Source organism: Martinezella rhizogenes (assembly GCF_000799715.1).
Lineage (GTDB): Bacteria > Pseudomonadota > Alphaproteobacteria > Rhizobiales > Rhizobiaceae > Rhizobium > Rhizobium rhizogenes_C.
This window is the reverse complement of record NZ_JUHG01000014.1, coordinates 267,934-292,917: the sequence shown is the minus strand read 5'-3', so window position 1 is coordinate 292,917 and position 24,984 is coordinate 267,934. Positions and strand designations below refer to the sequence as shown.

Annotated in this window: 24 protein-coding genes; 17 read left to right on the top strand and 7 right to left on the bottom strand. The window is 62.4% G+C overall.

All coding sequences use genetic code 11. The annotated features are described in order from the left end of the window. Positions 1-24 precede the first annotated feature (24 nt). Complete coding sequence (gene mutM, locus EX00_RS18925) at positions 25-915, bottom strand: bifunctional DNA-formamidopyrimidine glycosylase/DNA-(apurinic or apyrimidinic site) lyase (RefSeq protein ID WP_047461201.1); 891 nt, start codon at positions 913-915, stop codon at positions 25-27. A 143-nt stretch (positions 916-1,058) separates the two neighbouring features. Here mutM and ubiE point away from each other — a divergent pair, with 143 nt between their 5' ends. Beyond that, on the top strand, positions 1,059-1,835 hold the full coding sequence (ubiE, locus tag EX00_RS18920) for a bifunctional demethylmenaquinone methyltransferase/2-methoxy-6-polyprenyl-1,4-benzoquinol methylase UbiE (RefSeq protein WP_047461198.1): 777 nt from the start codon (positions 1,059-1,061) through the stop codon (positions 1,833-1,835). A gap of 62 nt (positions 1,836-1,897) precedes the next feature. After that, positions 1,898-3,472: a 2-polyprenylphenol 6-hydroxylase gene (gene ubiB / locus EX00_RS18915; RefSeq protein ID WP_047461195.1), complete on the top strand. Its 1,575-nt coding sequence runs from the start codon at positions 1,898-1,900 to the stop codon at positions 3,470-3,472. Positions 3,473-3,544: 72 nt separating this feature from the next. Here ubiB and EX00_RS18910 read toward each other — a convergent pair whose 3' ends face one another. Continuing rightward, the gene (locus EX00_RS18910) at positions 3,545-3,877 is read right to left on the bottom strand and encodes a DHCW motif cupin fold protein (protein ID WP_047461858.1); all 333 of its coding nucleotides are present in this window, start codon (positions 3,875-3,877) and stop codon (positions 3,545-3,547) included. A gap of 223 nt (positions 3,878-4,100) precedes the next feature. Here EX00_RS18910 and EX00_RS18905 point away from each other — a divergent pair, with 223 nt between their 5' ends. The 9 genes from EX00_RS18905 (at position 4,101) to EX00_RS18865 (ending at position 12,956) form a co-directional block, all read left to right on the top strand. Next, positions 4,101-5,684 (top strand): aromatic amino acid lyase, encoded by a 1,584-nt coding sequence (locus tag EX00_RS18905; protein WP_047461189.1) that lies wholly within the window; start codon positions 4,101-4,103, stop codon positions 5,682-5,684. A 15-nt stretch (positions 5,685-5,699) separates the two neighbouring features. Then, positions 5,700-7,097 carry a dihydroorotase gene (locus tag EX00_RS18900; RefSeq protein ID WP_047461182.1) on the top strand — a complete coding sequence of 466 codons (1,398 nt, stop codon included), beginning with the start codon at positions 5,700-5,702 and terminating at the stop codon, positions 7,095-7,097. Then, a complete protein-coding gene (locus tag EX00_RS18895; RefSeq protein ID WP_047461180.1) occupies positions 7,097-8,371 on the top strand; it encodes a Zn-dependent hydrolase in 1,275 nt (424 codons plus the stop codon). The genes EX00_RS18900 and EX00_RS18895 overlap by 1 nt, the downstream gene beginning before the upstream one ends. A gap of 4 nt (positions 8,372-8,375) precedes the next feature. Beyond that, the gene (locus tag EX00_RS18890; protein ID WP_047461177.1) at positions 8,376-9,476 is read left to right on the top strand and encodes a DUF917 domain-containing protein; all 1,101 of its coding nucleotides are present in this window, start codon (positions 8,376-8,378) and stop codon (positions 9,474-9,476) included. 15 nt (positions 9,477-9,491) lie between these two features. Next, positions 9,492-9,821 carry a TfoX/Sxy family protein gene (locus tag EX00_RS18885; RefSeq protein WP_047461174.1) on the top strand — a complete coding sequence of 110 codons (330 nt, stop codon included), beginning with the start codon at positions 9,492-9,494 and terminating at the stop codon, positions 9,819-9,821. 23 nt (positions 9,822-9,844) lie between these two features. Further along, positions 9,845-11,506, top strand: coding sequence for a urocanate hydratase (locus EX00_RS18880; RefSeq protein ID WP_047461171.1), 1,662 nt, complete (start codon positions 9,845-9,847; stop codon positions 11,504-11,506). A 70-nt stretch (positions 11,507-11,576) separates the two neighbouring features. Then, a complete protein-coding gene (locus EX00_RS18875) occupies positions 11,577-12,254 on the top strand; it encodes a spermidine synthase (RefSeq protein WP_047461168.1) in 678 nt (225 codons plus the stop codon). A gap of 67 nt (positions 12,255-12,321) precedes the next feature. Then, positions 12,322-12,564, top strand: a complete 243-nt coding sequence (locus EX00_RS18870; protein WP_047461165.1) for an AbrB/MazE/SpoVT family DNA-binding domain-containing protein — start codon at positions 12,322-12,324, stop codon at positions 12,562-12,564. Further along, entirely contained in the window at positions 12,561-12,956 is a 396-nt protein-coding gene (locus EX00_RS18865) for a type II toxin-antitoxin system VapC family toxin (protein WP_047461162.1), read from the top strand. Before EX00_RS18870 ends, EX00_RS18865 begins: the two co-directional genes overlap by 4 nt. Here EX00_RS18865 and EX00_RS18860 read toward each other — a convergent pair. Beyond that, the gene (locus EX00_RS18860) at positions 12,953-13,354 is read right to left on the bottom strand and encodes a VOC family protein (RefSeq protein ID WP_047461160.1); all 402 of its coding nucleotides are present in this window, start codon (positions 13,352-13,354) and stop codon (positions 12,953-12,955) included. The two genes, EX00_RS18865 and EX00_RS18860, sit on opposite strands and share 4 nt — an antisense overlap. A 23-nt stretch (positions 13,355-13,377) precedes the next feature. Next, positions 13,378-14,661 carry an MFS transporter gene (locus EX00_RS18855; protein ID WP_047461158.1) on the bottom strand — a complete coding sequence of 428 codons (1,284 nt, stop codon included), beginning with the start codon at positions 14,659-14,661 and terminating at the stop codon, positions 13,378-13,380. A gap of 97 nt (positions 14,662-14,758) precedes the next feature. Between EX00_RS18855 and EX00_RS18850 the strand changes: the two genes are divergently transcribed. Further along, positions 14,759-15,634, top strand: a complete 876-nt coding sequence (locus tag EX00_RS18850) for a LysR family transcriptional regulator (RefSeq protein ID WP_047461155.1) — start codon at positions 14,759-14,761, stop codon at positions 15,632-15,634. Here EX00_RS18850 and EX00_RS18845 read toward each other — a convergent pair whose 3' ends face one another. Continuing rightward, positions 15,635-16,540: a LysR family transcriptional regulator gene (locus tag EX00_RS18845; protein WP_047461153.1), complete on the bottom strand. Its 906-nt coding sequence runs from the start codon at positions 16,538-16,540 to the stop codon at positions 15,635-15,637. Between the two features lie 121 nt (positions 16,541-16,661). On the opposite strand from EX00_RS18845, the gene EX00_RS18840 reads away from it, so the two are divergent. Next, the gene (locus EX00_RS18840) at positions 16,662-17,426 is read left to right on the top strand and encodes an SDR family oxidoreductase (RefSeq protein WP_047461151.1); all 765 of its coding nucleotides are present in this window, start codon (positions 16,662-16,664) and stop codon (positions 17,424-17,426) included. Positions 17,427-17,543: 117 nt separating this feature from the next. Next, positions 17,544-18,755 carry a bifunctional phosphopantothenoylcysteine decarboxylase/phosphopantothenate--cysteine ligase CoaBC gene (coaBC, locus tag EX00_RS18835; RefSeq protein WP_047461148.1) on the top strand — a complete coding sequence of 404 codons (1,212 nt, stop codon included), beginning with the start codon at positions 17,544-17,546 and terminating at the stop codon, positions 18,753-18,755. On the opposite strand, the gene EX00_RS18830 is transcribed toward coaBC, so the two are convergent. Beyond that, positions 18,742-19,557, bottom strand: coding sequence for a class II glutamine amidotransferase (locus tag EX00_RS18830; RefSeq protein WP_047461145.1), 816 nt, complete (start codon positions 19,555-19,557; stop codon positions 18,742-18,744). The two genes, coaBC and EX00_RS18830, sit on opposite strands and share 14 nt — an antisense overlap. 622 nt (positions 19,558-20,179) lie before the next feature. Here EX00_RS18830 and otsB point away from each other — a divergent pair. Both otsB and otsA read left to right on the top strand, forming a co-directional pair. Next, the gene (otsB, locus tag EX00_RS18825) at positions 20,180-20,974 is read left to right on the top strand and encodes a trehalose-phosphatase (RefSeq protein WP_047461142.1); all 795 of its coding nucleotides are present in this window, start codon (positions 20,180-20,182) and stop codon (positions 20,972-20,974) included. Between the two features lie 46 nt (positions 20,975-21,020). Continuing rightward, positions 21,021-22,436 (top strand): alpha,alpha-trehalose-phosphate synthase (UDP-forming), encoded by a 1,416-nt coding sequence (gene otsA, locus EX00_RS18820; RefSeq protein WP_047461139.1) that lies wholly within the window; start codon positions 21,021-21,023, stop codon positions 22,434-22,436. On the opposite strand, the gene EX00_RS18815 is transcribed toward otsA, so the two are convergent. Beyond that, the gene (locus EX00_RS18815; RefSeq protein WP_047461138.1) at positions 22,405-23,316 is read right to left on the bottom strand and encodes a choline sulfate utilization transcriptional regulator; all 912 of its coding nucleotides are present in this window, start codon (positions 23,314-23,316) and stop codon (positions 22,405-22,407) included. The genes otsA and EX00_RS18815 overlap by 32 nt on opposite strands. Positions 23,317-23,454: 138 nt before the next feature. Here EX00_RS18815 and betC point away from each other — a divergent pair, with 138 nt between their 5' ends. Beyond that, positions 23,455-24,969: a choline-sulfatase gene (gene betC / locus EX00_RS18810; RefSeq protein ID WP_047461136.1), complete on the top strand. Its 1,515-nt coding sequence runs from the start codon at positions 23,455-23,457 to the stop codon at positions 24,967-24,969. Positions 24,970-24,984: the final 15 nt, after the last annotated feature.

The following is a 24,984-nucleotide window of genomic DNA, read 5'->3' as shown; positions in this document are numbered from 1 at the left end:
CTCCGTTCAATCCGTTCTGGTCGATTAGGTCTGGCAGGAAGCGCAATAGAAAGAAGAGCGGCCCGCCTGGACGATGCGGGCGACCGTACCGCCGCAGCCGAGCGTGCCGCAAGGCTTGGCCTCGCGATCGTAGACGGAAAAGGAATGCTGGAAATAGCCGAGCGAACCATCCGTCTGGATATGGTCGCGCAAGGACGAGCCGCCGGCGGCGATCGCATCGGCGATGACCTCGCGGATCGCCTCGACCAACCGGAGCAATTCCTCGCTCGGGATGCCGGCCTTGGTGACCAAAGTGCCGGCGGCGCGCACCGGCGACAGATGCGAGCGCCATAGGGCCTCGCACACATATATATTGCCAAGGCCGGCGATGTTCTTCTGGTCGAGCAGCGCGCTCTTCAACGGCTGCGCCTTGCCCAAGAAGCGCCCGGCCAGATAATCGGCGCTCAGTGTATTGCCGGTCGGCTCCGGGCCGAGATCGCGGAAAGACGGGTGGCTGGCGAGATCGGCGCGCCTGGCAATATCCATAAAGCCGAAGCGGCGGGGATCGTTGTAGATGACGCGCGCGGGTCCGTTGGCACCCGTCAGATGGAAGATGACGTGATCGTGCTTCTCGTCCTTGGAGCGCGGATGATGGAATTCACCCGGCGTCTCGGCGACCGCACCGGTTTCGACGCGGAACGAACCGGACATGCCGAGATGCGCGATGATCGTCATGCCGTCATCGAGATCGATCAGCAGATATTTTGCACGGCGCGACAGCGACGTGATGCCGCGGCCGGAGGCGAGGCGGGAAAACTCGGCCGGAAAGGGAAAGCGCAGATCGCTGCGCCGCAGTTCCAGCTCGGCAAGCAGCGCCCCTTCCATGGAAGGAGCAAGCCCGCGCCTGACGGTTTCGACCTCTGGTAATTCCGGCATCTCTATCCATCTTTATGTTTCAACCGCTTATGATCTGGGCTATAGCCCAAGGGCATCGCGGCCGGTGATCTGGCTGATGAGATAGCGTGGCAAACGCGATTTCGCCATGGTCCGCCGCTGAATTATGTATTGGAGTTGAGCTGATGGCAGAAAGCCGCACCTCCGCCGATGGCGGCATGGAAACATCCTATGGCTTCCGCGAGGTCGCCGATGGCGAGAAGCAGGGCCTCGTCAACGAGGTGTTTCACAAGGTTGCCAAGCGCTACGACATCATGAACGACGTCATGTCCATGGGCCTGCACCGGGCCTGGAAGGATGCGATGATCTCGGCGCTCAACCCGCGCAAGGATCCGAGCTACAAGGTCCTCGATGTCGCCGGCGGCACGGGCGACATCGCCTTTCGTATCGTCGAAGCTTCGAACCGGCTGGCGCATGCGACCGTGCTCGACATCAACGGCTCGATGCTCGGTGTCGGCGCGGAGCGCGCGGCGAAGAAGAAGCTGACCGACAACCTCACCTTCATCGAGGCTAATGCCGAGGAACTGCCTTTCGAGCCCAACTCCTTCGACGCCTATACGATCGCCTTCGGCATCCGCAACGTGCCGCGCATCGATGTGGCGCTGAAGGAAGCTCACCGCGTACTGAAGCGCGGCGGCCGGCTGCTGGTGCTGGAATTTTCCGAGGTCGACCTGCCGCTGCTCGATCGCGTCTACGAGGCCTGGTCCTTCAATGCCATTCCGCAATTCGGCAAAGCGATCACCGGTGACGCGGAGCCCTATCAATATCTGGTGGAATCGATTCGTAAATTCCCGAACCAGCAGGATTTCGCGACGATGATCCGCGAGGCCGGCTTTTCGCGTGTGAACTTCACCAATTACACCGGCGGCATTGCCGCCTTGCACTCCGGCTGGAAGCTCTGACGCATGATACCGAAGAATATGATGCGGTTTTCGGTTGGCATCCCGCGAGATCTTGAGACACGATGAGTGGTTTCAACGCATATTTCAGCCTTCTCCGGGTCGGCTGGGTGCTGGTGCGCGAAGGCGTCGTTATTTCGCTTCCCTCGGAAGGTCTGCCGCCGTCCGTCAGCCTTGCCAAATCCTTCGTCGGCATGTTTGCCCGCAAGCGCGCCAAGAGCCAGGCGCGCAGCGACCGGCTCGCCAAGGCCGTCGAGCGTCTCGGGCCTTCCTATGTGAAGATCGGTCAGTTCCTCGCGACACGGCCCGATGTCGTCGGTGTCGACATGGCCAACGATCTGTCGCAGCTGCAGGACCGCATGGCATTCTTTCCGCAAGCGGCGGCAAAGGCATCGATCGAGGGTTCGCTCGGCCGCAAGCTCGACGATCTATATGTAAGCTTTAGCGAACCAATTGCGGCCGCCTCCATCGCCCAGGTGCATCCGGCGGAAGTCGAAACACCGGAGGGCCGCAAGCGTGTGGCCGTCAAGGTGATCCGCCCCGGCGTGCGCCAGCGCTTCGGCAATGATATCCAGGCGATGTATCTCGTCGCCCATCTGCAGGAGCGCTTCCTGCGGTCCAGCCGCCGGCTGAGGCCGGTCGAGGTGACGCAGACACTGGAACAGACGACCAAGGTCGAGATGGATCTGCGGCTCGAGGCGGCGGCCCTTTCCGAGATCGCCGAAAATACCGAGAAAGATCCGGGCTTCCGCGTCCCCAAGGTCGACTGGGAACGCACCGGCCGCGACGTCATCACCATGGAGTGGATCGACGGCGTCAAGATGTCCGACATCGAGGGCCTGAAGGCCGCTGGCCACGACCTCAATACGCTTGCCGACACGCTGATCCAGTCGTTCCTGCGCCATACGCTACGCGACGGCTTCTTCCATGCCGATATGCATCCCGGCAATCTCTTCGTCGATGCGACCGGCATGATCGTTGCCGTCGACATGGGCATCGTCGGACGGCTCGGGAAGAAAGAACGCCGCTTCCTCGCCGAAATTCTCTATGGCTTCATCACCCGCGACTATATCCGCGTGGCCGAAGTGCATTTCGAGGCCGGCTACGTGCCGGCGCATCATAATACCGAGAGCTTCGCGCAGGCCATCCGCGCCATCGGCGAGCCGATCCACGGTCAGCCGGCCGAGACGATCTCGATGGGCAAGCTGCTGACGCTGCTCTTTGAAGTGACCGAACTCTTCGACATGGAGACGCGGCCGGAGCTGGTGATGCTGCAAAAGACCATGGTCGTGGTCGAGGGCGTGTCGCGCATGCTCAATCCGCGCTTCAACATGTGGAAGGCGTCCGAGCCTGTCGTTGGCGACTGGATCCGCACCAATCTCGGACCCAAGCGCATCGTAACCGACCTCAAGGACGGTTTGAAAGCAGCCGTGAAGCTTGCGGAGGCTATTCCCGAAATCGCCGCCAAGACCGAGAAATTCCACCACGAACTGCTGCATATGAGTGAAAACGGCGTGCGTTTCGACCCGCAGACCGCAGAGGCGATCGGCAAGGCGGAGGCCAAGCACAGCCGGTCGGGCCGCCTGGCGCTCTGGATCATCGCGCTCTCGCTGCTCTATCTGGCCTGGCACCTGAGCTGACCTGTTTCAGCAGCCCCGGACTTGGGGGCTGCTGCGGCTTGCTGTCGGCTTAAGTCGCCCTGAACCTATGCACTAGTCGACGATGAACAGCTTGGCGCCTGTCTTTGTCGACGAGCGATGCGCGGCGTCGCCGAAATCGGACACCTGATAGCCCATGCCCTTCGTCAGGACCGAGACCCGCCCGTCCTTCAGCTCCGAGATCAATTCTCCCTCGAGCACGTAGATAACGTGACCGCGATCGCACCAGTGGTCGGCGACATAGCCGGGCGTGTATTCGACAACCCGGACGCGGATGTCGCCGATATTCAATGTCCGCCAGAGCGCATGGCCGCTTTCGCCCTCGTGCCTGGTGGCGGGAACCTCATCCCAATTCGTTGTGGTGAAAGCGAGTTCCGGAATTTTCATCTTGATGATCTTCTGAGATTGGACGGATGTTTCGATATGAAAACGGTTGCGGAACCTGTTGGTCAATCCCGCACGCCCGCTTTCAGCTATAATGTGTCCTTGACCGTGCCGTAGCATGTTTTGCGTGTGCTTTTTTATACGCGTCATGACAGGTGTTCGCTATTTGGGATATCCCATTCGCGATCGTGATCGCATAGTTTTGCGGAAAAGGAGAACAGCGAAGATGGAGCGCCAGAAAGCCGGCATCGAACTCACCGGGCATCCCCTGGGGTTCAGCGATCTGGTGCGGATCGGCGCTGGCGTCGCGATGCCCACGGCATCGGAAAGCGGCATGGCGCGGGTGCAGGCGGCGCGCGAAGTTCTCGAAAGCACCATCCAGTCCGGCATGCCTGTCTATGGCTCGACCACCGGCGTCGGGGCGATGAAGGATGTGGAGTGGTCGCCGGAAGACCTCGACACCTTCAATCTCGGCCTGGTGCGCGCGCATCATTTTGGCACCGGAGCTCCCTTTTCCATGTCCGTCGTGCGCAATGCCATGGCGATCCGCGTCAATACGGCGCTGACCGGCAAGGTCGGCTGCTCGCCGGGCCTGATCGACGCCTATCTCCAGCTTCTGCACACGGATGTTATCCCCGTCGTCCGCCGCACCGGCTCGATCGGCTGCGCCGATATCGGCCTGATGGGCCAGATCGGCGCGGTGCTGACCGGGGTCGGTGAGGCCGTCTATCGCGGCCGGCGCATGCAGGCAGCTGAGGCCTTCACCGCAGCCGGCATCGATCCGGTGAAGATGCTGCCGCGCGACAGCCTGGCCTCGCTCAGCATCAACGCCGTGAGTTTTGCCGCCGCCGCCGAAACTACCCGTAATGCCGCCTCCTCGATCCGGGTGCTGCTGGCAACCAGCATGATGGCGGCAGGCGCGCTCGGCGCTTCGCGCGATCCCTGGTATGCGGTGCGCCATGTTGGCACCGCGCGGGAAGCCCTGATCGGCGCATGGCTCTGCAACGCCTCCGACGAATGGCCCTGGCCTGTAGCAACCCATGTGCAGGACCCGTTGAGCCTGCGCATGATCGGTCAGGTCTACGGCGCGGTAATCGAGAATCTCCTGACCGCCGGCCACAAGATATTGGCGGCAACCGGCCGCTCCGACGACAATCCCGTCATCGTCGATGGACGCGTGATGACCTCCGGCGGCTCGCTGCCGCTCGACGTCACTATCCTGCTCGAGGCCGCCGTCATCTGCATGGCGCATGCGGCGCGAAACGCCTTCAACCACTGCGTCCTGCTTGGCAACGGCCAGCGGCGCGGCCTGCCGGTCAATCTGGTGCCGGAGGGCAAGATCGCCACCGGCTTCGGCCCGATCATCAAGCTTGCCGGCGAGATCTTTTCGCGCGTGCTGTCCATGTCCAATCCGGTCTCGGCCCAGTCGTTGGTGGTCGCCGGCGGCATGGAGGACGAGGCCGCTTTCCTGCCGCTGGTCATTGAGCGCTTCGATCGGCAGATGCGGGCGCTAAAGCGCCTCGCCGCGCTGGAGGCCCTGCTCTCGGCGCAGGCGATGGACATTCTTGGCGACAAACCGGAAGGCGTGGCTCGCATGCTCTACGACGTCGTGCGCAAGCATGCCGACTTCTATGAGGTCGACCGGCCGCTTTCGGCCGAAGTCGAGGCGATCGAGGAGGAGCTTGGCTCCGAAGCCTTCGTCTCCGAGATGATCGCCCATCAGCCGATCCTCGCCTATGATGATTTCTTCGCACTAGGCTCGCTGGAACGGATCGAAGAGCGGCTTTATCGCGATACGGTGACAATCTGAACGGAGAAACTGGATATGGCTGACTTCGATCTCGTTCTGCAGGGCACCGTGGTTCTGCCGGTTCGTATCGTGGAGCAGGGCTATGTCGCCGTGCGCGACGGCAAGATCGCGGAGATCGGCATCGGCGTGCCGCCGCAAGCGCGTGAGCGGCATCTGCTCGGGAAAGCACTGATCCTGCCCGGCGCTATCGACGCGCAGGTGCATTCGCTCTCCCAGAAGGACCAGGAAGACTTCATCTGGTCGACGCGCTCGGCAGCGGCCGGCGGCGTCACCACCATTGTCGACATGCCCTATGACGAAGGCAATCTCGTTTGCTCGGCCGCAGCCGTGAAGAAGAAGGTCGATCATGCATCGCCACAAGCCCGCGTCGACTTCGCGCTCTATGGCACGATCGACCCGGAAGAAGGCCCGGCGCGTATTCGAGAGATGGTCGAGGCCGGCGTTGCCGCCTTCAAATTCTCAACCTTCGGCACCGACCCGAAGCGTTTCCCGCGCATTCCCCCCGCCTTGCTCGACGCCTGCTTTGCGGCGATTGCCCCGACCGGTCTGACGGCGGGCGTGCACAATGAGGATGACGAGGCGGTTCGAACCTACATGGAGCAGGTAAAGGCCAGCGGCATCACCGATTATCGCGCCCACGGCCTTTCCCGTCCGCCGATCACCGAACTGCTCGCCATGCACACGATCTTCGAGACCGGCGCCAATACCGGTTGCCCCGCGCATGTGGTGCATTGCTCGCTCGGTCGCGGCTACGACATCGCCCGCGCCTATCGCCGCGATGGTTTCGAGGCGACGGTGGAATGCTGCATCCATTACCTGACGCTGGACGAGGAAAACGACGTCAAACGCCTCGGCGGCAAGGCGAAGATCAATCCGCCGATCCGCCCACGCGCCGAAGTCGAAACGCTGTGGCGCAAGGTGGCGGAAGGCAATGTCTGGCTGGTCTCGACAGACCACGTCAGCTGGTCGGAAAACCGCAAGACCAATCCGGACATGCTGGCCAATGCCTCCGGCGTGCCGGGGCTGGAAGTCATGGTGCCGCTCTTCGTCAAGGGCGCGCTGGAACGCGGCGTGTCGCTGACCTGGGCGGCGAAGCTGATGGCGGAGAATCCGGCTAAGCACTTTCGTCTCGACCATATCAAGGGCGCCCTGACGCCGGGCAAGGACGCCGATATCGTCGTACTGGAACCGCGCGAAACCATCTATGACGCCGCTTCGAGCGGTAACAATATCGTCGGTTGGAGCCCTTATAATGGCATCCGTCTGCCCTGGACGGTGTCCGCCACCTATCTCAGAGGCAAACAGATTGCTGACAAGAACAAAGTGCTGGCCGAGCCGGGCAGCGGCAAATTCGTTCGCCCGCTTCCCCGCCAGATTATTGCTGGCCAGAGCATCGCTGGAGAGACTGCCTGATGAACCAACCGAAGCGCAACCTGCCCGTCAACGCCGATCGCATCGCCGAGGATATCGACGCGCTGGCGAAGATCACCGAACCGGATCACCTTTGGACCCGCCGTGCTTTCTCGCCGCTGTTTCTGGACGGTCGCGCCTACATTGACGCACGGATGAAGGCGGCGGGGCTGGAAACCCGCATGGACGCCGCCGGCAATCTGATCGGCCGGCGCGCTGGCGCAAAGCCCGGCCTCGGCACGATCCTGATCGGCTCGCATTCCGATACTGTGCCGGATGGCGGCCGCTTCGACGGCATTGCCGGCACGATCGCGGCGCTGGAAGTCGCACGTTCCCTGAAGGATCAGGACATTCAGCTGGATCATGATCTGGAGATCGTCGATTTCCTCGCCGAGGAAGTCAGCATCTTCGGCGTCTCCTGCATTGGCAGCCGCGGGATGACCGGGCAATTGCCGGAGGCTTGGCTGACGCGCACGAGCGGCGACCGCAACCTCGCGCAAGGCATCGCCGAGGTCGGCGGCGACCCGGCGACATTGCTCGCGCAGAAGCGGCCCGATCTTGCAGGCTTCCTCGAACTTCATATCGAGCAAGGACCTATCCTCGAAGCCGAGAACAAGGATATCGGCATCGTCACCGCCATTGCCGGCATTACCCGCATCGAAATCACCGTCGAAGGCCGCGCCGACCATGCCGGCACCACGCCGATGGGACGGCGCGCCGATGCGCTGGTGGCCGCCTCGCAACTGGTGCTCGACATCAGGCAGCGAGCGACGGAGCAGGCGAAGACGCCGGGCCATTTTGCCGCAACCGTCGGCGAATTCCGCATCGAGCCGAACGCCGCCAACGTCGTTCCGTCCAAGGTTGTGCTGCTGATCGACGGCCGCGCGGAGATCCGTGGGGACATGGAGCAATTCCTGGCCTGGATCGAGGGTGCGGTACAAAAGATAGCTACGGCTTATGGCGTAACGATCAAGCCGCCCGTCCGCGTCTCCGACAATTTCCCGACGCCGGGCGATGCCGGCCTGCTCGAGACACTGGAGCGTGCCTGCGAAACGGTCGGGGCCAAGCACCGCCGCATGGCGTCCGGTGCCGGGCACGACACCGCCTGGGTTGCCAAGGTGGCGCCGGCCGCCATGATCTTCGTGCCCTGCAAGGAAGGCCGCAGCCATTGCGCCGATGAATGGGCCGAAAACGACGATATCGCCATGGGCGCCGCCGTATTGTTCGAAGCGGTGCGCGACATGGACAAGACCTTACAGAAAACCAGCCAGGAGTAGCCAGATGGGACGCATACTCGTAGCCAAGGATGTGGAAGCAGCCGTCAAGGGCGGCTCGGTTTATGCGGCCGGCGGCGGCGGCTGGGCCGATCATGGCCGCATGCTCGGCTACGCCGCCGTCAATGTTGGCAAGCCGGAGCTGGTGTCGATCGACGAGCTCGATGACAATGACTGGATCGCGACGGCAGCGGCCATCGGGGCACCGGCCTCCACGACCCCCTGGGAAATGCAGGGCATCGACTATGTGAAGGCCGTGCAGCTGCTGCAGGACGAACTTGGCGAAAAGCTTTCCGGCCTGATCATCGGTCAGAATGGCAAGTCCTCGACGTTGAACGGCTGGCTGCCCTCGGCCATTCTCGGCACCAAGGTCGTGGACGCAGTCGGCGACATCCGCGCGCATCCGACCGGCGACATGGGCTCGATCGGCATGGCCGGTTCGCCCGAACAGATGATCCAGACCGCCGTCGGCGGCAACCGCGCCGAAAACCGCTATATCGAGCTGGTGGTGAAGGGAGCGACGGCGAAGATCTCGCCGATCCTGCGCGCCGCCTCCGACCAGTCCGGCGGCTTCATCGCCTCCTGCCGCAATCCGTTGCGCGCCTCCTATATCCGCACGCATGCGGCGCTCGGCGGCATTTCCATGGCGCTAGCGCTTGGCGAAGCGATCATCGACGCCGAAAAGAAGGGCGGCAGCGCCGTCATCGACGCAATCTGCAAGACGACCGACGGGCATATCCTTGCCGAGGGCATTATCGCCAAGAAGGATGTCGTCTACACCAAGGAAGCCTTCGATATCGGCACCATCACGGTCGGCACCGGAGAGAAAGCCGTCACCATGCATGTGATGAACGAATACATGGCTGTCGAAGACAGCGACGGTAGGCGCCTGGCGACATTCCCCTCGGTCATCACCACGCTGTCGCCGGAGGGCGAACCCCTGAGTGTCGGACAGCTGCATGAGGGCATGCATGTCTTCATCCTGCATGTGCCGATGGACATCATCCCACTCTCGGCCAGCGTCCTCGATCCCTCGGTCTATCCCTCGGTCGAAAAGGCCATGGGCATCGAGATCGCCAAATACGCGCTCGCCGGCAAGAAGAGCTGACATCAGGAGGCGCAGATGGCCCGCGATGCAGGTCTTGAGGAGTTGTTGAGAGAGGATCTTGGGCAAAGGCCCGGGCTCAGCGAAAAGGCGATGTTCGGCGGCTGGGCCTTTCTGCTCAACGGCCATCTGCTCTGCGGCGCGCGCGAAGACGGAATGCTGGTGCGCCTCGGCAAGGGCAACGACGCCTGGGCGCTGGAGCTGCCTGATATCAAGCCCATGCTGTTAGGCCCACGGAAGATGCAGGGCTGGGTGCGCGCCGGACCGGAAGCCTACGGCAACGACATGCTGCGCAAACGGCTGCTACTTGCCGCGCTGGACTTCGTCGAAGGCCTGCCGCCGAAATAACAATAATCAGGGAAGGGAATTCCATGCCGAAAGCCAATCCACGTCATCCGAAATTCCCCATTCCGGGCGGCCCGGTGCTGCGCGCCAAGGGCTGGCGGCAGGAAGCGCTGCTGCGGCTGCTGGAAAACGTGCTCTCCGTCGGCGAGGACCCGGACAATCTCATTGTCTATGCAGCGCTCGGCAAGGCGGCGCGCAACTGGGCGGCACACAAAGGCATCGTCAAGGCGTTGACCGAGATGGAAGAGGATCAGACGCTGCTGATCCAGTCCGGCAAGCCGATCGGCCTCGTTCGCACCCATGCGAAGGCGCCGCTGGTGATCATGGCCAATTGCAACATCGTCGGGCAATGGGCAAAGGCGGAAGTCTTTTACGAGCTGCAGCGCAAGGGCCTGATCTGCTGGGGCGGGCTGACGGCCGGCGCCTGGCAATATATCGGCAGCCAGGGCGTCATCCAGGGCACCTATGAGATTTTCATGCGCATCGCCGAGCGCCGCTTCGGCGGCGACCTCCTTGGCCGTTTCGTGCTGACCGCCGGTCTCGGCGGCATGGGCGGCGCACAGCCGCTGGCGGGCCGCATGGCGGGGGCCGCTATCCTCTGCGTCGATATCGATGCGGAGCGAGCGAAAAAGCGTCAGGAGATCGGCTATCTCCAGGAAATCGCGCCAAACCTCGATGCGGCGCTGGCGATGATCGACGCGGCTGTGAAGGAAAAGCGGGCGCTCTCGGTCGGCCTCGTCGGCAATGCGGCGGAGATCTATCCGGAAATCGCCCGGCGCGGCATCGTGCCCGATATCGTCACCGACCAGACCTCGGCGCATGATCTGGTCTACGGCTATGTGCCGAAGGGCATGAGCCTTGCCCAGGTCAAGGACCTGCGCGATGACGGCCAGGGCCAGTTGATGACCGCGAGCCGCGCCTCGATCGTCGAGCATGTCAAAGCCATGCTGGATTTCCAGAGACAAGGCTCTGAAGTCTTCGACAATGGCAATCTGATCCGCACCCAGGCGAAGGAAGGCGGCGTCGCCAATGCCTTCGATATCCCGATCTTCACCGAAGCCTATCTCAGGCCTCTGTTCGCCCGTGCCATCGGCCCCTTCCGCTGGATGGCGCTGTCGGGCGAGGAAAGCGATATCGCCCGCATCGACGATCTGCTGCTCGAAATGTTCCCGGACAACAAGATCATCACCAACTGGATCAGGCTTGCCCGCGAGCATGTGCCCTTCGAGGGCCTGCCGGCGCGCATCGCCTGGCTCGGGCACGGCGAACGCACGGACCTCGCGCGCCGGGTCAACGAGCTGGTGGCAAGCGGCGAACTCAAGGGACCGGTCGCCTTCTCGCGTGACCATCTCGACGCCGGCGCCATGGCGCATCCGAACATCATGACCGAGCGGATGAAGGATGGCTCCGACGCCATCGCCGACTGGCCGCTGATCGACGCCATGATGCTGTGCTCGTCGATGGCCGATCTGGTCGTCGTCCATTCCGGCGGCGGCGGCTATGCCGGCTATATGACCAGCTGCGGCGTCACCGTCGTTGCCGACGGCACCCTCGAGGCCGACGAGCGGCTCGACCATGCGCTCACCAACGACACGGCGCTCGGCGTCATGCGCTATGCCGATGCCGGCTATGAGGAGGCGCTGGATGAAGTCGCGAAGAAAGATGTGCCCTATATCCGTCTCGGATGAGGGCGACTGTCTTTCCTGGCACCGACAGTCTATGATCGCGGGCAAATCCTCCCCTCTCTGAGAGTTGCCCGTGATCCCCTGGACCCTGCTTGATACCGCGAAAATTCCCAATGGCGGCGGTGAGCTGCGCCTGAAGCAGCGCGGCCAGGAGTTTTCGATCATGCTCGGCTCCAACGAGCTGATGAACAGTCGTCTCAGTGGCTCGGAGCGGGCGCTTGCCACGCTTTCCTGCGAAAAAATCCAAGGCCGAGCCGCACCGCATATCCTGATCGGCGGCCTCGGCATGGGCTTTACCCTGCGTGCCGCCCTTGGTGAATTGGGCGGGGATGCCAAGGTCACCGTTGCGGAGCTGGTTCCGGCTGTCGTCGCCTGGGCACGCGGGCCGATGGCCGCAGTCTTCGACAATTGCCTCGACGATCCCCGCGTCGCCATCCACGAGGGCGATGTCCGTCCGCTCATCCGTGCCAGCAAGGCAGCCTACGACGCTATTCTGCTCGATGTTGACAACGGCCCCGATGGCATTACCCACGAGGCCAATGACGGCCTCTACGACTTCAAGGGCCTGAAGGCCGCCCACGACGCGCTGCGCCCCGGCGGCATCCTTGCTGTCTGGTCATCCGGCCCCGACCGGGATTTCACCCGGCGGCTGCGCGACACCGGCTTTACCGCCGAAGAGATCAACACCCGCGCCAACGGCAAGAGCGGCGCGCGGCATGTCATCTGGCTGGCGGTGAAGTCGGGGCGATAGAAACGTCATATTGAAATGATCGCCCAATTGCTATATATCAATGCTATATCTCAAAAGGAGCTATGGCATGGACACTGCAAAAATCTTCTGGTCCGGCCGCTCGCAGGCCGTGCGTTTGCCGAAGGAATTCCGATTCGATACGGATGCGGTGCGCATTCGGCGGCAGGGACAGGCGATCATTCTGGAGCCGATCGTCGAGGATTGGGACTGGCTGGAAGCGGTCACAGGTCCCGTCGATCAGGATTTTGCCGAGGCGGCGACTGAACAGCCGGTCGAGCAAGAGCGCCCCGAGCTGGATATCTTCAAGTGAAATATCTGCTCGACAGCAACGCCGTCATCGCTGTGATGAAGGGCCATTCCGGCTTCGTAGCCGAGATCCGCAAACACAAACCCCAGGATTTCGCCATTCCGGCGATCGTTGCGCACGAGTTGTTTTACGGCGCCTATAAAGGTCAACGCGTTGCCGACAATCTTGCGCGTGTCGATGCCCTGCAATTCGAGACACTGGATTTCGACAGGGAGGATGCGCGCAAGGCCGGGGAGATTCGGGCGGTGCTTGCCATCCTCGGCACACCGATCGGCGCCTATGACGTACTCATAGCGGGTCAGGCGGTGGCCCGCGATCTGATCCTGATAACGCATAATGTGCGGGAATTTCAGCGCGTCAAAAATTTGCGCTTCGAAGACTGGGAGACGGCCTAGAGCCCGTCGCTTGCAGCGAGGGAATTGGAAACCTCGATCAGATTATCGTCCGGATCGCGGAAATAGACCGAGAGGATCGGGCCAGTTGCGCCGGTGCGATGGACCGGGCCTTCTTCGATGCCGACACTCTCTGCTGTCAGGTGGGCAATCACGTCATCCAGCGGCGTCTCGCTGATGAAGCAGAGATCGGCGGACCCCGGCGTCGGGCGCTTGGCCTTCGGCTCGAATTCATGTCCTGCCCGATGCAGATTGATCTTCTGATTGCCGAAGGTCAGCGCCTTGCGGCCCTCGCCAAAAGTTTCCACGCCCATGCCGAGGACGCGAGTGTAGAAGGTGCAGCTTTCCTCGATGCTGGCGACCGTCAGCACCAGATGATCGAGATGATCGATGCGGATCATGGTGAACCTCTAAACCCTGTTCTCTACCGGCGAGCCAGTCTTGCCACCGCAAAGGCGCTGACGAGGCAGGCGGCCAGCATGGCGAGGATGAAGGCAACCACAGCCGACCAGCCATCGGCAAGCCAGAAATAGCCGCCGACCGAGCCGGCTATGCTGGAGCCCAAATAGTAAGCCAGCAGATAGAGCGACGAGGCGTGGCCCTTGGCCCCACTTGCCAGCCGACCGACCAGGGCGCTGGCAACGGAATGGGTGACGAAGAAGCCGATGGTCACGAGGATGATGCCGAGAATGACCAGCGGCAGCGGCGTGGCGAGCGTGACGGCAGCGCCAAGCGCAGTCACCAGCACGCCGGCGGGCAGCACGACGAAATGGCCGATGCGATCGCCCAGGACACCCGCCGCCCAGGAGGCGACGATCCCGAAGAGATAGGCGGTGAAGATCAGACCAAGTTCAGTCTGGTTGAGATCATAGGGATCGGCAACCAGCCGGAAACCGGCATAGTTATAGACCGTGACGAAGGAGCCCATAACCAGGAAGCCGATGGCAAAGAGCAGTGGCAGCGCCGGATTGCGGAAATGGCCGGCCCAGGCCCGGATATGGAAGGCGGCGTCGAAGCCCTTGCGCTGGGTGAAATTGCGTGACGGCGGCAGCAGGAACAGGAAGCCGGTGGCGGCGATCAGCCCGAGCACGCCGACGGCGGCAAGCGCCGGACGCCAGGTGAAGAGTTCGGCGATCGTACCCGTGACCACGCGGCCGGCCATGCCACCGAAGGCGTTGCCGGCGATATAGAGGCCCATGGCGCCGCCAAGGCCGCGCGGATCGATCTCTTCGGCGAGATAGGTCATGGCGACCGCAGGCACGCCGCCGAGGAGGAATCCTTCCAGCGCACGGAACACCAGCAATGTCTGCCAGTTTGGCGCAACGGCGCAGGCAATGGTGCAAAGAGCCGCGCCCAGCAGCGAAATGAACATCAGGCTGCGGCGGCCGAGGCTTTCGGACACGGCGGCGGCGCAGAAGATCGCAAAGGCGAGAAAACCGGTCGAGAGCGACAGCGACAGCGAGCTTGCCGCCGGCGTCACGCCGAAATCCTCGGCGAAGATCGGCATCAGCGGCTGCACGCAATAGAGCAGCGAGAATGTCGCGAAACCGGAGAGAAACAGAGCGATGGTCGCACGCCTGAATGCGGGCGTACCGCGCGTCAGGAATTGCCGGGCCTCGGAATGCGGCTCGGTATCGACAAGTTTCAATTCGGGGCGGGAGGGAACTTCGGAGATGACAAGATCTTCCGTCTGGACGGCGCGAGACATGAGGGCACACAACCTTTCTTACCCCCAAATCTAGCCAAGCCGACATCATTAGTCCAATATATGGAACAGACGATTTCAATATGTTTTGGAGATAACGATGGAGCTGCGTCATATCCGCTATTTTCTGGCGCTGGCGGAGGAAGGTAACTTCACTCGCGCCGCCGCCAAGCTTGGCATCGGCCAGCCGCCGCTCAGCCAGCAGATCCGCGACCTCGAAAACGAAGTGGGCGCGGCGCTGTTTCATCGTGTCCCGCATGGGGCGGAGCTGACGGCGGCGGGCGAGGCTTTTCGCGTCGAGGCCAAGCTGGCCGTGGATGCGGCGGAGAAGGCAAAGCTTGCCGCCCAGCGCGCCAATCGCGGTGAGATCGGCCGGCTGTCGCTCGGCTTTACCGCGTCCTCCGCCTTCAACACGATCGTCACCTCGACCATCCGCGAATTCCGTAACCGCTGGCCGCAGGTGCGCCTGTCGCTGACGGAGATGAACACCAATGCGCTGACAGAGCGGCTGATGCGCGGCGAGATCGACGCCGCCTTCATCCGTCCCGGCCTGGAAGATCCGCGCAATGTCCGCCTCAAGCGCTTCGACGACGAGCCGATGCTGATCGCCCTGCCCGCCCATCACCCCCTCGCCGCGAAGGACCGCGTGCCGATCGCAGCGCTTGCGCACGAGCCCTTCATCCTCTTCCCGCGCATGGTGGGGCTGAGCCTCTATGACGATATCGCCGCCGCCTGCCGCGACGCCGGCTTCGAGCTCTTGGTGACGCAGGAAGCGCCGCAGATCCCCTCGGTCGTCAATCTCGTTGCCGCCAATCTCGGCGTCTCCATCGTTCCCGCATCGATCGCCCAGATCAAGCTCGATGGCGTGACCTACCGCCCGATCGATGGACCGCCGCTGGTGGCACGACTCGGGCTCGCGGTGCTGAAGGCGCAACGCTCGCCGGTCGCGGCCAATCTGATGAGCCTAATCGCCTGACTATCCAACAAGGTCCCAATAGGGTGGATCGCCGAATGCCTTTTTCAGGTGATCGGCGATGGCGCGCAGCTTTGCGGAGGGATTGCGACCCTCCGGATGCGCCATGAAGACGAATTCGGGTTCCGGCCGGTAGCCGACATCGATTTCGACAAGCAGCCCCTCGTTGACGGACGGACCGGCGATGAAGGCCGGCAGTAGCGCGATGCCCAGCCCCGCGATCGCCGCATCGCGGGAGACATCGCCATTGTTGATGCCGAGCGCCAGCTTCCCCCTGACGACGACGGCACCCTCCAGCCCCTGGAAACGCCAATCGGCGACACCGCGATTGGTATAGAAGATTCCCCTGTGGTTCTCGAGATCGGATGGCGAGGCAGGCATGCCGTATTGCCTCAGATAGCCAGGCGAAGCGACGAGAAGCCGGCGGCTGCGGGCTAGCGGCCAGGCGACGAGACGGGAATCGGCAATCAGCCCATGACGGATGATCGCGTCGTATCCATCGGAAGCAGCATCCACCCGGCGGTCATCGAGATCAAGCGTCAGTTCGATCTCGGGATGGGCGGCCAGGAAGGGATAGAGCGCCGGGCCGAGATGCATGCGGCCGAAGGTGACGGGCGCAGCGATCCGCAGCGGTCCGGCCAGCGTGCCACGCCGTTCGGCGAGGTCGGCCGCGGCCTCGCGTACCTCACGCACGATCCGCGTCGCCCGCTCTAGAAATACGAGGCCGTCCTCCGTCAGCGTCAGCTTACGCGTCGTGCGATGCAGCAGCGTCGCACCCAGCGTCTTCTCCATCTCCGCCAGCCGCTCGCTGACCACGGATTTCGACAGGCGCAGGCGGCGCGCGGCCTCGCTGATCGATCCCGCTTCGGCAATCGCTACAAAAGCGGTAAGTCCTTCAATCTTGAGCATCGTTCGGCAATCCCGAATTCGAGTTCCATGATTTGAAGACTAATCCGAACGATCGAAAAAGACCATCTTCCGTGCATCGGACGAAACAACGAACACGTCCTCACCCATAGGAGATAAGACAATGAGCCGCTTGAATGGAAAAGTCGCAATCGTCACCGGCGCCAGCTCCGGCATCGGCCGCGCCACCGCAAAGCTCTTCGCCGCTGAAGGCGCCAAAGTTATCGTCGGCGCTCGCCGTGGAGCCGAACTGGAAAGCCTTGTCGCGGATATCAAGGCCGCCGGCGGTGACGCAGCCGCATTGGCCGGCGATGTCCGCTCGGAAGATTATCACAAGGCGCTGGTCGCGCTTGCGGTCGAGCGCTACGGCAGGCTCGACATCGCCTTCAACAATGCCGGCACGCTCGGTGAAGCCGGCCCCAGCACCGAGGTTTCAGAGGCAGGCTTTGCCGAAGCACTGGCGATCAACCTCACCGCATCGTTCCTGGCCGCCAAGCATCAGATCGGTGAAATGATCAAGCACGGTGGTGGCTCGGTCGTCTTCACCTCGACCTTCGTCGGCCACACCGTAGGCTTCCCAGGCGTTGCTGCCTACGCCGCCAGCAAATCCGGCCTGATCGGACTGACACAGACACTCGCTGCCGAATTCGGCCCGCAGAATGTGCGTGTCAATGCCATACTGCCGGGCGCGGTCGACACGGACATGTATCGCGAGATGAACGACACACCCGACAAGCAGGCTTTCGTGACCAATCTGCATGCGCTGAAGCGAGTCTCCCGCCCCGAAGAAATTGCCCACTCGGTCCTCTACCTCGCCTCCGATGATGCGAGCTTTGTCACCGGCACGGCCTCGCTGGTCGATGGCGGCGTGTCGATCACCCGGACCTGACCGCTTTTGTGGCGCGACGATCCCTGCCCAAGCAAGCGGATCGTCGCGCCGGCGATTGCCTATTGTGCGCCAAAGGCTTAGGCTCACAGCCATAAAAACAAGCGACGGGTTCGGGTCATGGTTCTCGCGGGAAAACGCATTCTTCTGATCATTTCCGGTGGTATCGCGGCCTATAAGAGCCTCGACCTCATCCGGCGGCTGCGCGAGCGCGGCGCTGCTGTCCGTCCGGTCATGACCGAAGGCGCCCAGCAATTCGTCACGCCGCTTGCCGTCGGCGCGCTGGCGGCCGACCATGTCTTCACCGACCTATTCTCACGGCAGGACGAGCAGGATGTCGGCCATATCAGGCTGGCACGCGACTGCGACCTGGTGTTGATCGCGCCGGCGACCGCCGATCTGCTGGCGAAGATGGCGAATGGGCTGGCGGACGATCTTGCCTCGACCATATTGCTCGCCACCGACCGGCCCGTGCTTGTGGCGCCCGCGATGAACCCGAAAATGTGGGTGCATGCGGCAACGAAGCGCAATGTCGAGATATTGCGGGGCGACGGCATCCGCTTTGTCGGCCCGATGGTCGGCGAGATGGCGGAAAGCAAGGAGGCCGGCGCTGGCCGCATGGCCGAGCCGCTGGAGATCGTCGCGGCCGTCGAGATGCGGCTGGATAATGGTGCAAGGCCACTTGCCGGCCGCAAAGCCGTGGTCACCTCCGGTCCAACGCATGAGCCGATCGACCCGGTGCGCTATATCGCCAACCGCTCGTCGGGCCGGCAGGGCCATGCCATCGCCTCGGCGCTGGCGGCCCTTGGCGCCGATGTCACCCTCGTTTCCGGCCCTGTCACGATTCCCGATCCAACGGGCATGCACGTCGTCCATGTCGAGCGGGCGGACGAGATGCGCGATGCCGTGCTCTCAGCCCTTCCGGCCGATATCGCCGTGATGGTCGCCGCCGTTGCCGACTGGAAAGTCGCTTCCGCCTCCGACCAGAAAATCAAGAAGCATCCGGGCGAATCCATCCCGACGTTGGCGCTCACCGAAAATCCCGACATCCTGAAGACCGTGGGACATCACACGCAGCGGCCGAAGCTCGTCATCGGCTTTGCCGCGGAAACGCAGGATGTGGAGAGCAACGCCAAGGCTAAACTGGAACGTAAGGGCGCCGACATCATCGTCGCCAACGATGTCTCGCCTTCTACCGGCATCATGGGCGGCACGCGTAACCGCGTAAAACTCATCCGCCATGACGGCGTGGAGCAATGGCCTGATCTCGACAAGGACGAGGTGGCGGCACGACTGGCGGCATTGATCGCCGAGCAGTTCAGGCAGGGATAGCGGTGGCCGTCCTGGGCGCGGCCGAGGCGCTCTTTTCCGGCTGGAAGGGCGTGACGTGTACGCCTATGTCGTCAATCAAAACGGCGCTTCCATCCGGAATTTCCGTCCAGGCATCGACATCGTCGTTCAACGGCTCGGACACCAGGCAATAGCCTGACCCGACAGGTGAGGCATAGAGCGTCGGCGCCTTGCGGTCGGTGGCATAGCGCACCGCATGCAGCGACTTCCCATCGGAAAAGGCAGCCGTGAAGCGCACCAGCGCCGAACCGATCGTGTGGACTGACAGGCCTTCGATGAAGCTGATCATTTCAGAGATCGCCGTAACTGGGTTGGTCACAAGGCCGAACTGTAATGCCAGCAGGAACATCAGTTCCGAATCCGTCGTACCGCTACGCGCCTGAAACAGGGGATCGTCGAGCATGGCTTCCATCGGCCGGCGCAACCGATCGAAGTTGGAAATCTGGCCGTTGTGCTGGAAGGCCCAGTTTTCATGCACGAAAGGGTGGCAATTGTCGCGCCGCGTGCCGCCGCCGGTCGCGGCGCGGACATGGGCGAGAAAGAGCGGCGAGCGGATCTGCCGCGCCAAGCTCTTGAGATTGCAGTCGGACCAGGCCGGCAGGATGTCGCGATAGCGGCCCGGCTCCGGCCTGTCGCCATACCAGGCGATACCGAAACCATCGCCGTTGGTCGCCGTCTTGGCGCGTGTGGCGCAATGAGATTGTTCGATCAGGGAGTGGGCAGGTGAAGACACAAGCTCCTCCAGATAGAGGGGGTCTCCACGATAGGCTGCCCAGCGACACATATGTCTTTTGCTCCAATTTCCCGCTGGCTTCCTGTCTCGCGGGAGAATGTCAAATCTAAGGACGATTGTTCAGCGCAATGGGTAATAAACTGTTAATTTCCGGAGGCTTCGATCATCAAGATGACAGATATTTAACGCACCGTCCGATCACATTTTTGCGTCGCAGCATTTTTCTTTTGTGAACGGCGCTCTCCGGGAGAAGCACCCGGTTCACATCGAAACCAAATGGGTCACCGCGTTTCAATGCGAAACGAAGAGTGAAATACTTCTTCCACCCAGCACTCTTGCATCCGGTGAAATTTGAGCTACGTTAAGCTTATTATCAACGTAACGAAAGGAAGGTGATCCAATGTCTAGTGAGATTTCGGTCCTCGTATCAGGCATGGAAATGGTTGTGAGTGTAGCGAGGCAGCCCTCGCTCTGATCAGAGCCTTCCGGAAGCGGTCTACGCTTCAGGCCAGTTACGGGCCAAAACTCATGGAAGGGTCGCTTCGCGCGACCCTTTTTTGTGTCTAGAAATTGCCGATTTTGCGCCGCTCCCGACTGTAGCTTCAGGCGTTAACTTCGCTGTTTGGTCGTTTTTTTACTTGCCGAACGGGAAGAGCGCCTTAGCTAACCCTGTATGACTTACCAGGAACAGCCCGAACAGGGCGAAGCCGAACCGGCGCCGACGAAAGAACCGGCGCTTACCGCACTCTCATTGTATCCTGACCAATGGGCGCTGTTTCTCGACATCGACGGCACGTTGCTCGATCTCGCCGAAACACCGGAGGCGATTGTCGTTCCTCCGTCCCTGCCCTTCGCCCTTCACGCGCTGTCCCGTAAGCTCGGCGGCGCTCTGGCGCTGGTGACCGGCCGTTCGGTGGCCTTTGTCGATCCCCTGTTTGCTCCTTTCCATTTTCCGGTCGCGGGCCTCCACGGCGCTGAACGGCGCGATGCGGCGGAACGAATGCGGCGTGCGTTGATCCCGCATGCCTTTCAGGAGATGAAGGCTGCGATTGCGACAGAGGCCGAAGCTTGGCCCGGTGCGCTCGTCGAAGACAAGGGAGCCGCGGTCGCGGTTCATTATCGACAGGCTCCAGAGCGTGAGGCCGAGATTGCCGAGGCGATGCAGCGCTATCTGCAAGAGGCCGGCCCGGACTGGACTCTGCAGCACGGCAAATCGGTGGTCGAGATCTGCCCGGCGCGCGCCAGCAAGGGACATGCCGTCGAAGCCTTTCTCGACGAGCAGCCCTTTATCGGGCGAAAACCGCTTACGATCGGCGACGATGTTACCGACGAAACCATGTTTGCCGCCGCCAACCGCCTTGGCGGCCAGTCCGTGCGCATCGGCCCGCCAAACGGCAAGACCGTTGCGCGTGCATCCATTTCCTCGCCCGCGCGTTTGAGAGAGATACTCGCGTCCCTCGCGGCATAGGCAGCTTCGCTGCCACCCTGCCGTATTAGACTTGAAAGGACCGCCCGTGAGCCGTCTCATTGTGATTTCCAACCGCGTCTCCGTTCCCGACAAAAAAGGCAACGCCGCCGGGGGCCTGGCCGTGGCCCTGCGGGCGGCACTTGAAGAGCATGGCGGCATCTGGATGGGCTGGTCCGGCAATTCCAGTGGCGACAAGGAGCCGGAGCCGCTGGTGATGACGGACCACGGCAATATCACCTATGCCCTGACCGACCTCACCCAGACCGATGTCGAGGAATATTACCAGGGCTTCGCCAACCGCGTGCTCTGGCCGATCTGTCATTACCGGCTGGATCTTGCCGAATATGGCCGCAAGGAGATGGACGGGTATTTTCGCGTCAACCGCTTCTTTGCCCATCGCCTCGCGCCGTTGGTCCAGCCGGACGACGTCATCTGGGTGCATGATTATCATCTCATTCCGCTGGCCGCCGAGCTCAGACAGATGGGCCTGAAGAACCGCATCGGCTTCTTCCTGCACATTCCATGGCCGCCGGCCGACGTGCTCGCCATCATGCCGGTGCATCAGGAGATCATGCGCAGTCTCTCTGCCTATGATCTTCTCGGATTCCAGACCGACCACGACCTCGAAAACTTTGCCAGCTGCCTCAAGCGAGAGGAAATCGGCGACGAGATCGGCCCCGGCCTCTACAGCGCCCATGGCCGGGCGTTTCGCGGCGGGGCCTATTCGATCGGCATCGAGACCGCCGCCTTCGCGGAATTCGCCCGCAAGGCGGCAAGCCACAGCATGGTGCGCAAGGCCCGGCAGAGCATCGAGGGCCGCGACCTGATCATCGGCGTCGACCGGCTCGATTACTCCAAGGGGATCACTCAACGCATCGAGGCTTTCGAGCGCTTCATCGGCGATAATCCGGCCTATCAGAACCGCGTGACCTATCTGCAGGTTACCCCGAAATCGCGCTCCGAGGTGCCGGAATACGAGGCGATGCAACAGGCGGTCGCGGAGCAGGCGGGTCGCGTCAACGGCGCGATCGGCACGGTCGACTGGGTGCCGATCCGCTATATCAACCGCTCGATCAGCCGCCCGGTGCTGGCCGGCCTTTATCGGTTGGGCAGGATCGGCCTGGTGACGCCGCTGCGTGACGGCATGAACCTCGTCGCCAAGGAATATGTGGCAGCACAGGACCCGGATGATCCCGGCGTGCTGGTGCTATCGCGTTTCGCCGGCGCCGCGCGTGAGCTGAAAGGCGCGTTGCTCGTCAATCCCTACGACATCGAGGCAACCGCCAATGCCATGGCGCGCGGGCTCACCATGTCGCTGGAAGAACGGCAGCAGCGTTGGCGGGGCATGATGGATCATTTGCTGGAATATGATGTCGCACGCTGGTGCAATGATTTTCTGAAGGACTTGACGGAAGAGGCGAAGCCGCCGGTCAATCAGGTGACTTTGCGGCTGGTTCCGTGAGCAGCCACTCCGTCAGCCGGGCGGCATGCATGCCCGGCGACTTCGGCGGCAGAAGCCAGTAACCGCGATCCGGTGCCTCCAGCATCGGACCGGCGGTTACCAGCATGCGCCCGGCCAGCAACTGATCCACCAGCCCCATCCAGCCGAGCGCCAACCCCTGCTCGCCGATCGCCGCCTGCACCGCCAGCGAATAGGTGTTGAACCGCAGATCGCCACGGCCGGCGTAAGTGTCGCGGCTGATGCCGAGCTCGGCGAAATAGCTCTTCCAGTCGAACCAGGGCGACGGTGTCTCTGTGTCCAGATGTATGAGCGTTGCCCGCGCTAGACTGCTCGGGTCAATGAAGGGACCGTATTTGTCGACGAAGCCCTGCGCACAGATCGGCGCCACCTTCTCGGGCAATAGCAGCACCGCTTCGGGGCCAAACTCCTGACGCGTGCCGAAGACGACGGCGACATCGCCGCCACCCGACGGACCGCGCTCCTGTCGTTGCGTCGCGACGATCTGGATATCCAACTCCGGATAGGCCAAACGAAACCGATGCATGCGCGGAATCAACCACAATGCTGAGAAGGCATAGTCGGTTCGGAGCCGCACCATGGGGCGTTCCGCTTCGGCGCGAAAACTGCGCACCAAGGAATCGACGCCGCCGACCGCCTTTTCGGCGATCTCCAACAGGCGCCGACCTTCCGGCGACAGTTCGACACCGCGATGCTGACGATAAAACAGGGTGACGCCTATCTGCTCCTCGATCCGCCGGATCTGATAGCTGACAGCCGGCTGGCTCAATCCAAGGCTCGCCGCCGCGGACGACAGGCTGCCTGAACGTGCCACCTCGACGAAAATCCGTAGCCATCCAAGATCCACTGGCCGATCAGCCATAAAAATTCCTTTTGGCATCCATCGAAAAAAGCAAGCTTTACAGGCGCGATGCTACTGATGTTCAATAAAATCAGCAAATAGTAAGAGAGAATCGCCAAGACCTCTTTCGGCCTCCAATCCCGCCCGAGGAATTCCAACATGACGCGTCCGAATATCCTGATCCTGATGGTCGATCAGTTCAATGGAACCCTGTTTCCCGACGGCCCGGCCGATTTTCTCCATGCACCCGTGCTGAGAGCGCTGGCGGAACGCTCCGTGCGCTTTGCCAACAGCTATACGGCAAGCCCGCTCTGCGCACCGGCGCGAGCCTCCTTCATGTCCGGGCAATTGCCGAGCCGTACCCGCGTCTATGACAATGCCGCCGAATTCGCCTCCGATATCCCGACCTTCGCCCATCATCTGCGCGCTGCCGGCTATCAGACGGCGCTTTCCGGCAAGATGCATTTCGTCGGGCCGGACCAGATGCACGGCTTCGAGGAGCGACTGACCACGGATATCTATCCGGCCGATTTCGGCTGGACGCCGGACTATACCAAGCCCGGCGAACGCATCGACTGGTGGTATCACAATCTCGGCTCGGTCACCGGCGCCGGCGTCGCCGAGATCACCAACCAGATGGAATATGACGACGAGGTCGCCTATCATGCCACCCGCAAGCTGCTCGACCTGTCGCGCGGCCATGACGAGCGGCCCTGGTGTCTGACCGTCAGCTTCACCCATCCACACGACCCCTATGTCGCACGTCGTCGCTTCTGGGATCTCTACGAGGACTGCCCGGCGCTCGACCCCGAGATCGGCGAAATCCCCTTCGACCAGCAGGACCAGCATTCGCAACGCTTGATGAAAGCGAGCGATCACGCCGCCTTCGACATCACGCCCGAACAAGTCCGCCGGGCGCGGCGCGGCTACTTCGCCAATATCTCCTATGTCGACGAGAAGATCGGCGAAATCCTCGATACGCTGGAGCGCGGCCGCATGGCCGACAACACCATCGTGCTCTTCGTCTCCGACCATGGCGATATGCTTGGAGAACGCGGGCTATGGTTCAAGATGAATTTCTTCGAGGGTTCGGCCCGCGTGCCGCTGATGATTGCCGCCCCCGGATGGAAAGCAAGACGCATCGACCAACCGGTCTCGACGCTCGACGTGACGCCGACGCTGGCTGGCCTTGCCGGCATCGATATCGCCTCGCTCCGCCAATGGACCGATGGTGAGGACCTGGCTCCCCTCGCCCTTGGCACGGGAAGCCGTGGACCGGTTCCGATGGAATATGCGGCAGAAGGCTCCGAAGCGCCGCTCGTCGGCCTGCGTGATGGCCATTACAAGCTGGTGCTCTGCGACAAGGACCCGCCTTTGCTCTTCAATCTCGAAGCCGATCCGAAGGAACTGACCAATCTCGCCGACGATCCTGCACATGCGGACATCCTGGCGCGGCTGACCGCGCAGGCGATGCGGCGCTGGAACCTCGCCGCCTTCGACGCCGCCGTGCGCGAAAGCCAGGCGCGGCGATGGGTGGTCTATGCGGCACTGCGCAACGGCGCCTATTATCCCTGGGACTACCAGCCGCTGCAAAAGGCCTCCGAACGCTACATGCGCAACCATATGGACCTCAATGTGCTGGAGGAGAACCAGCGCTTTCCGCGCGGGGAATAAGGTTTCTTGTGGCTC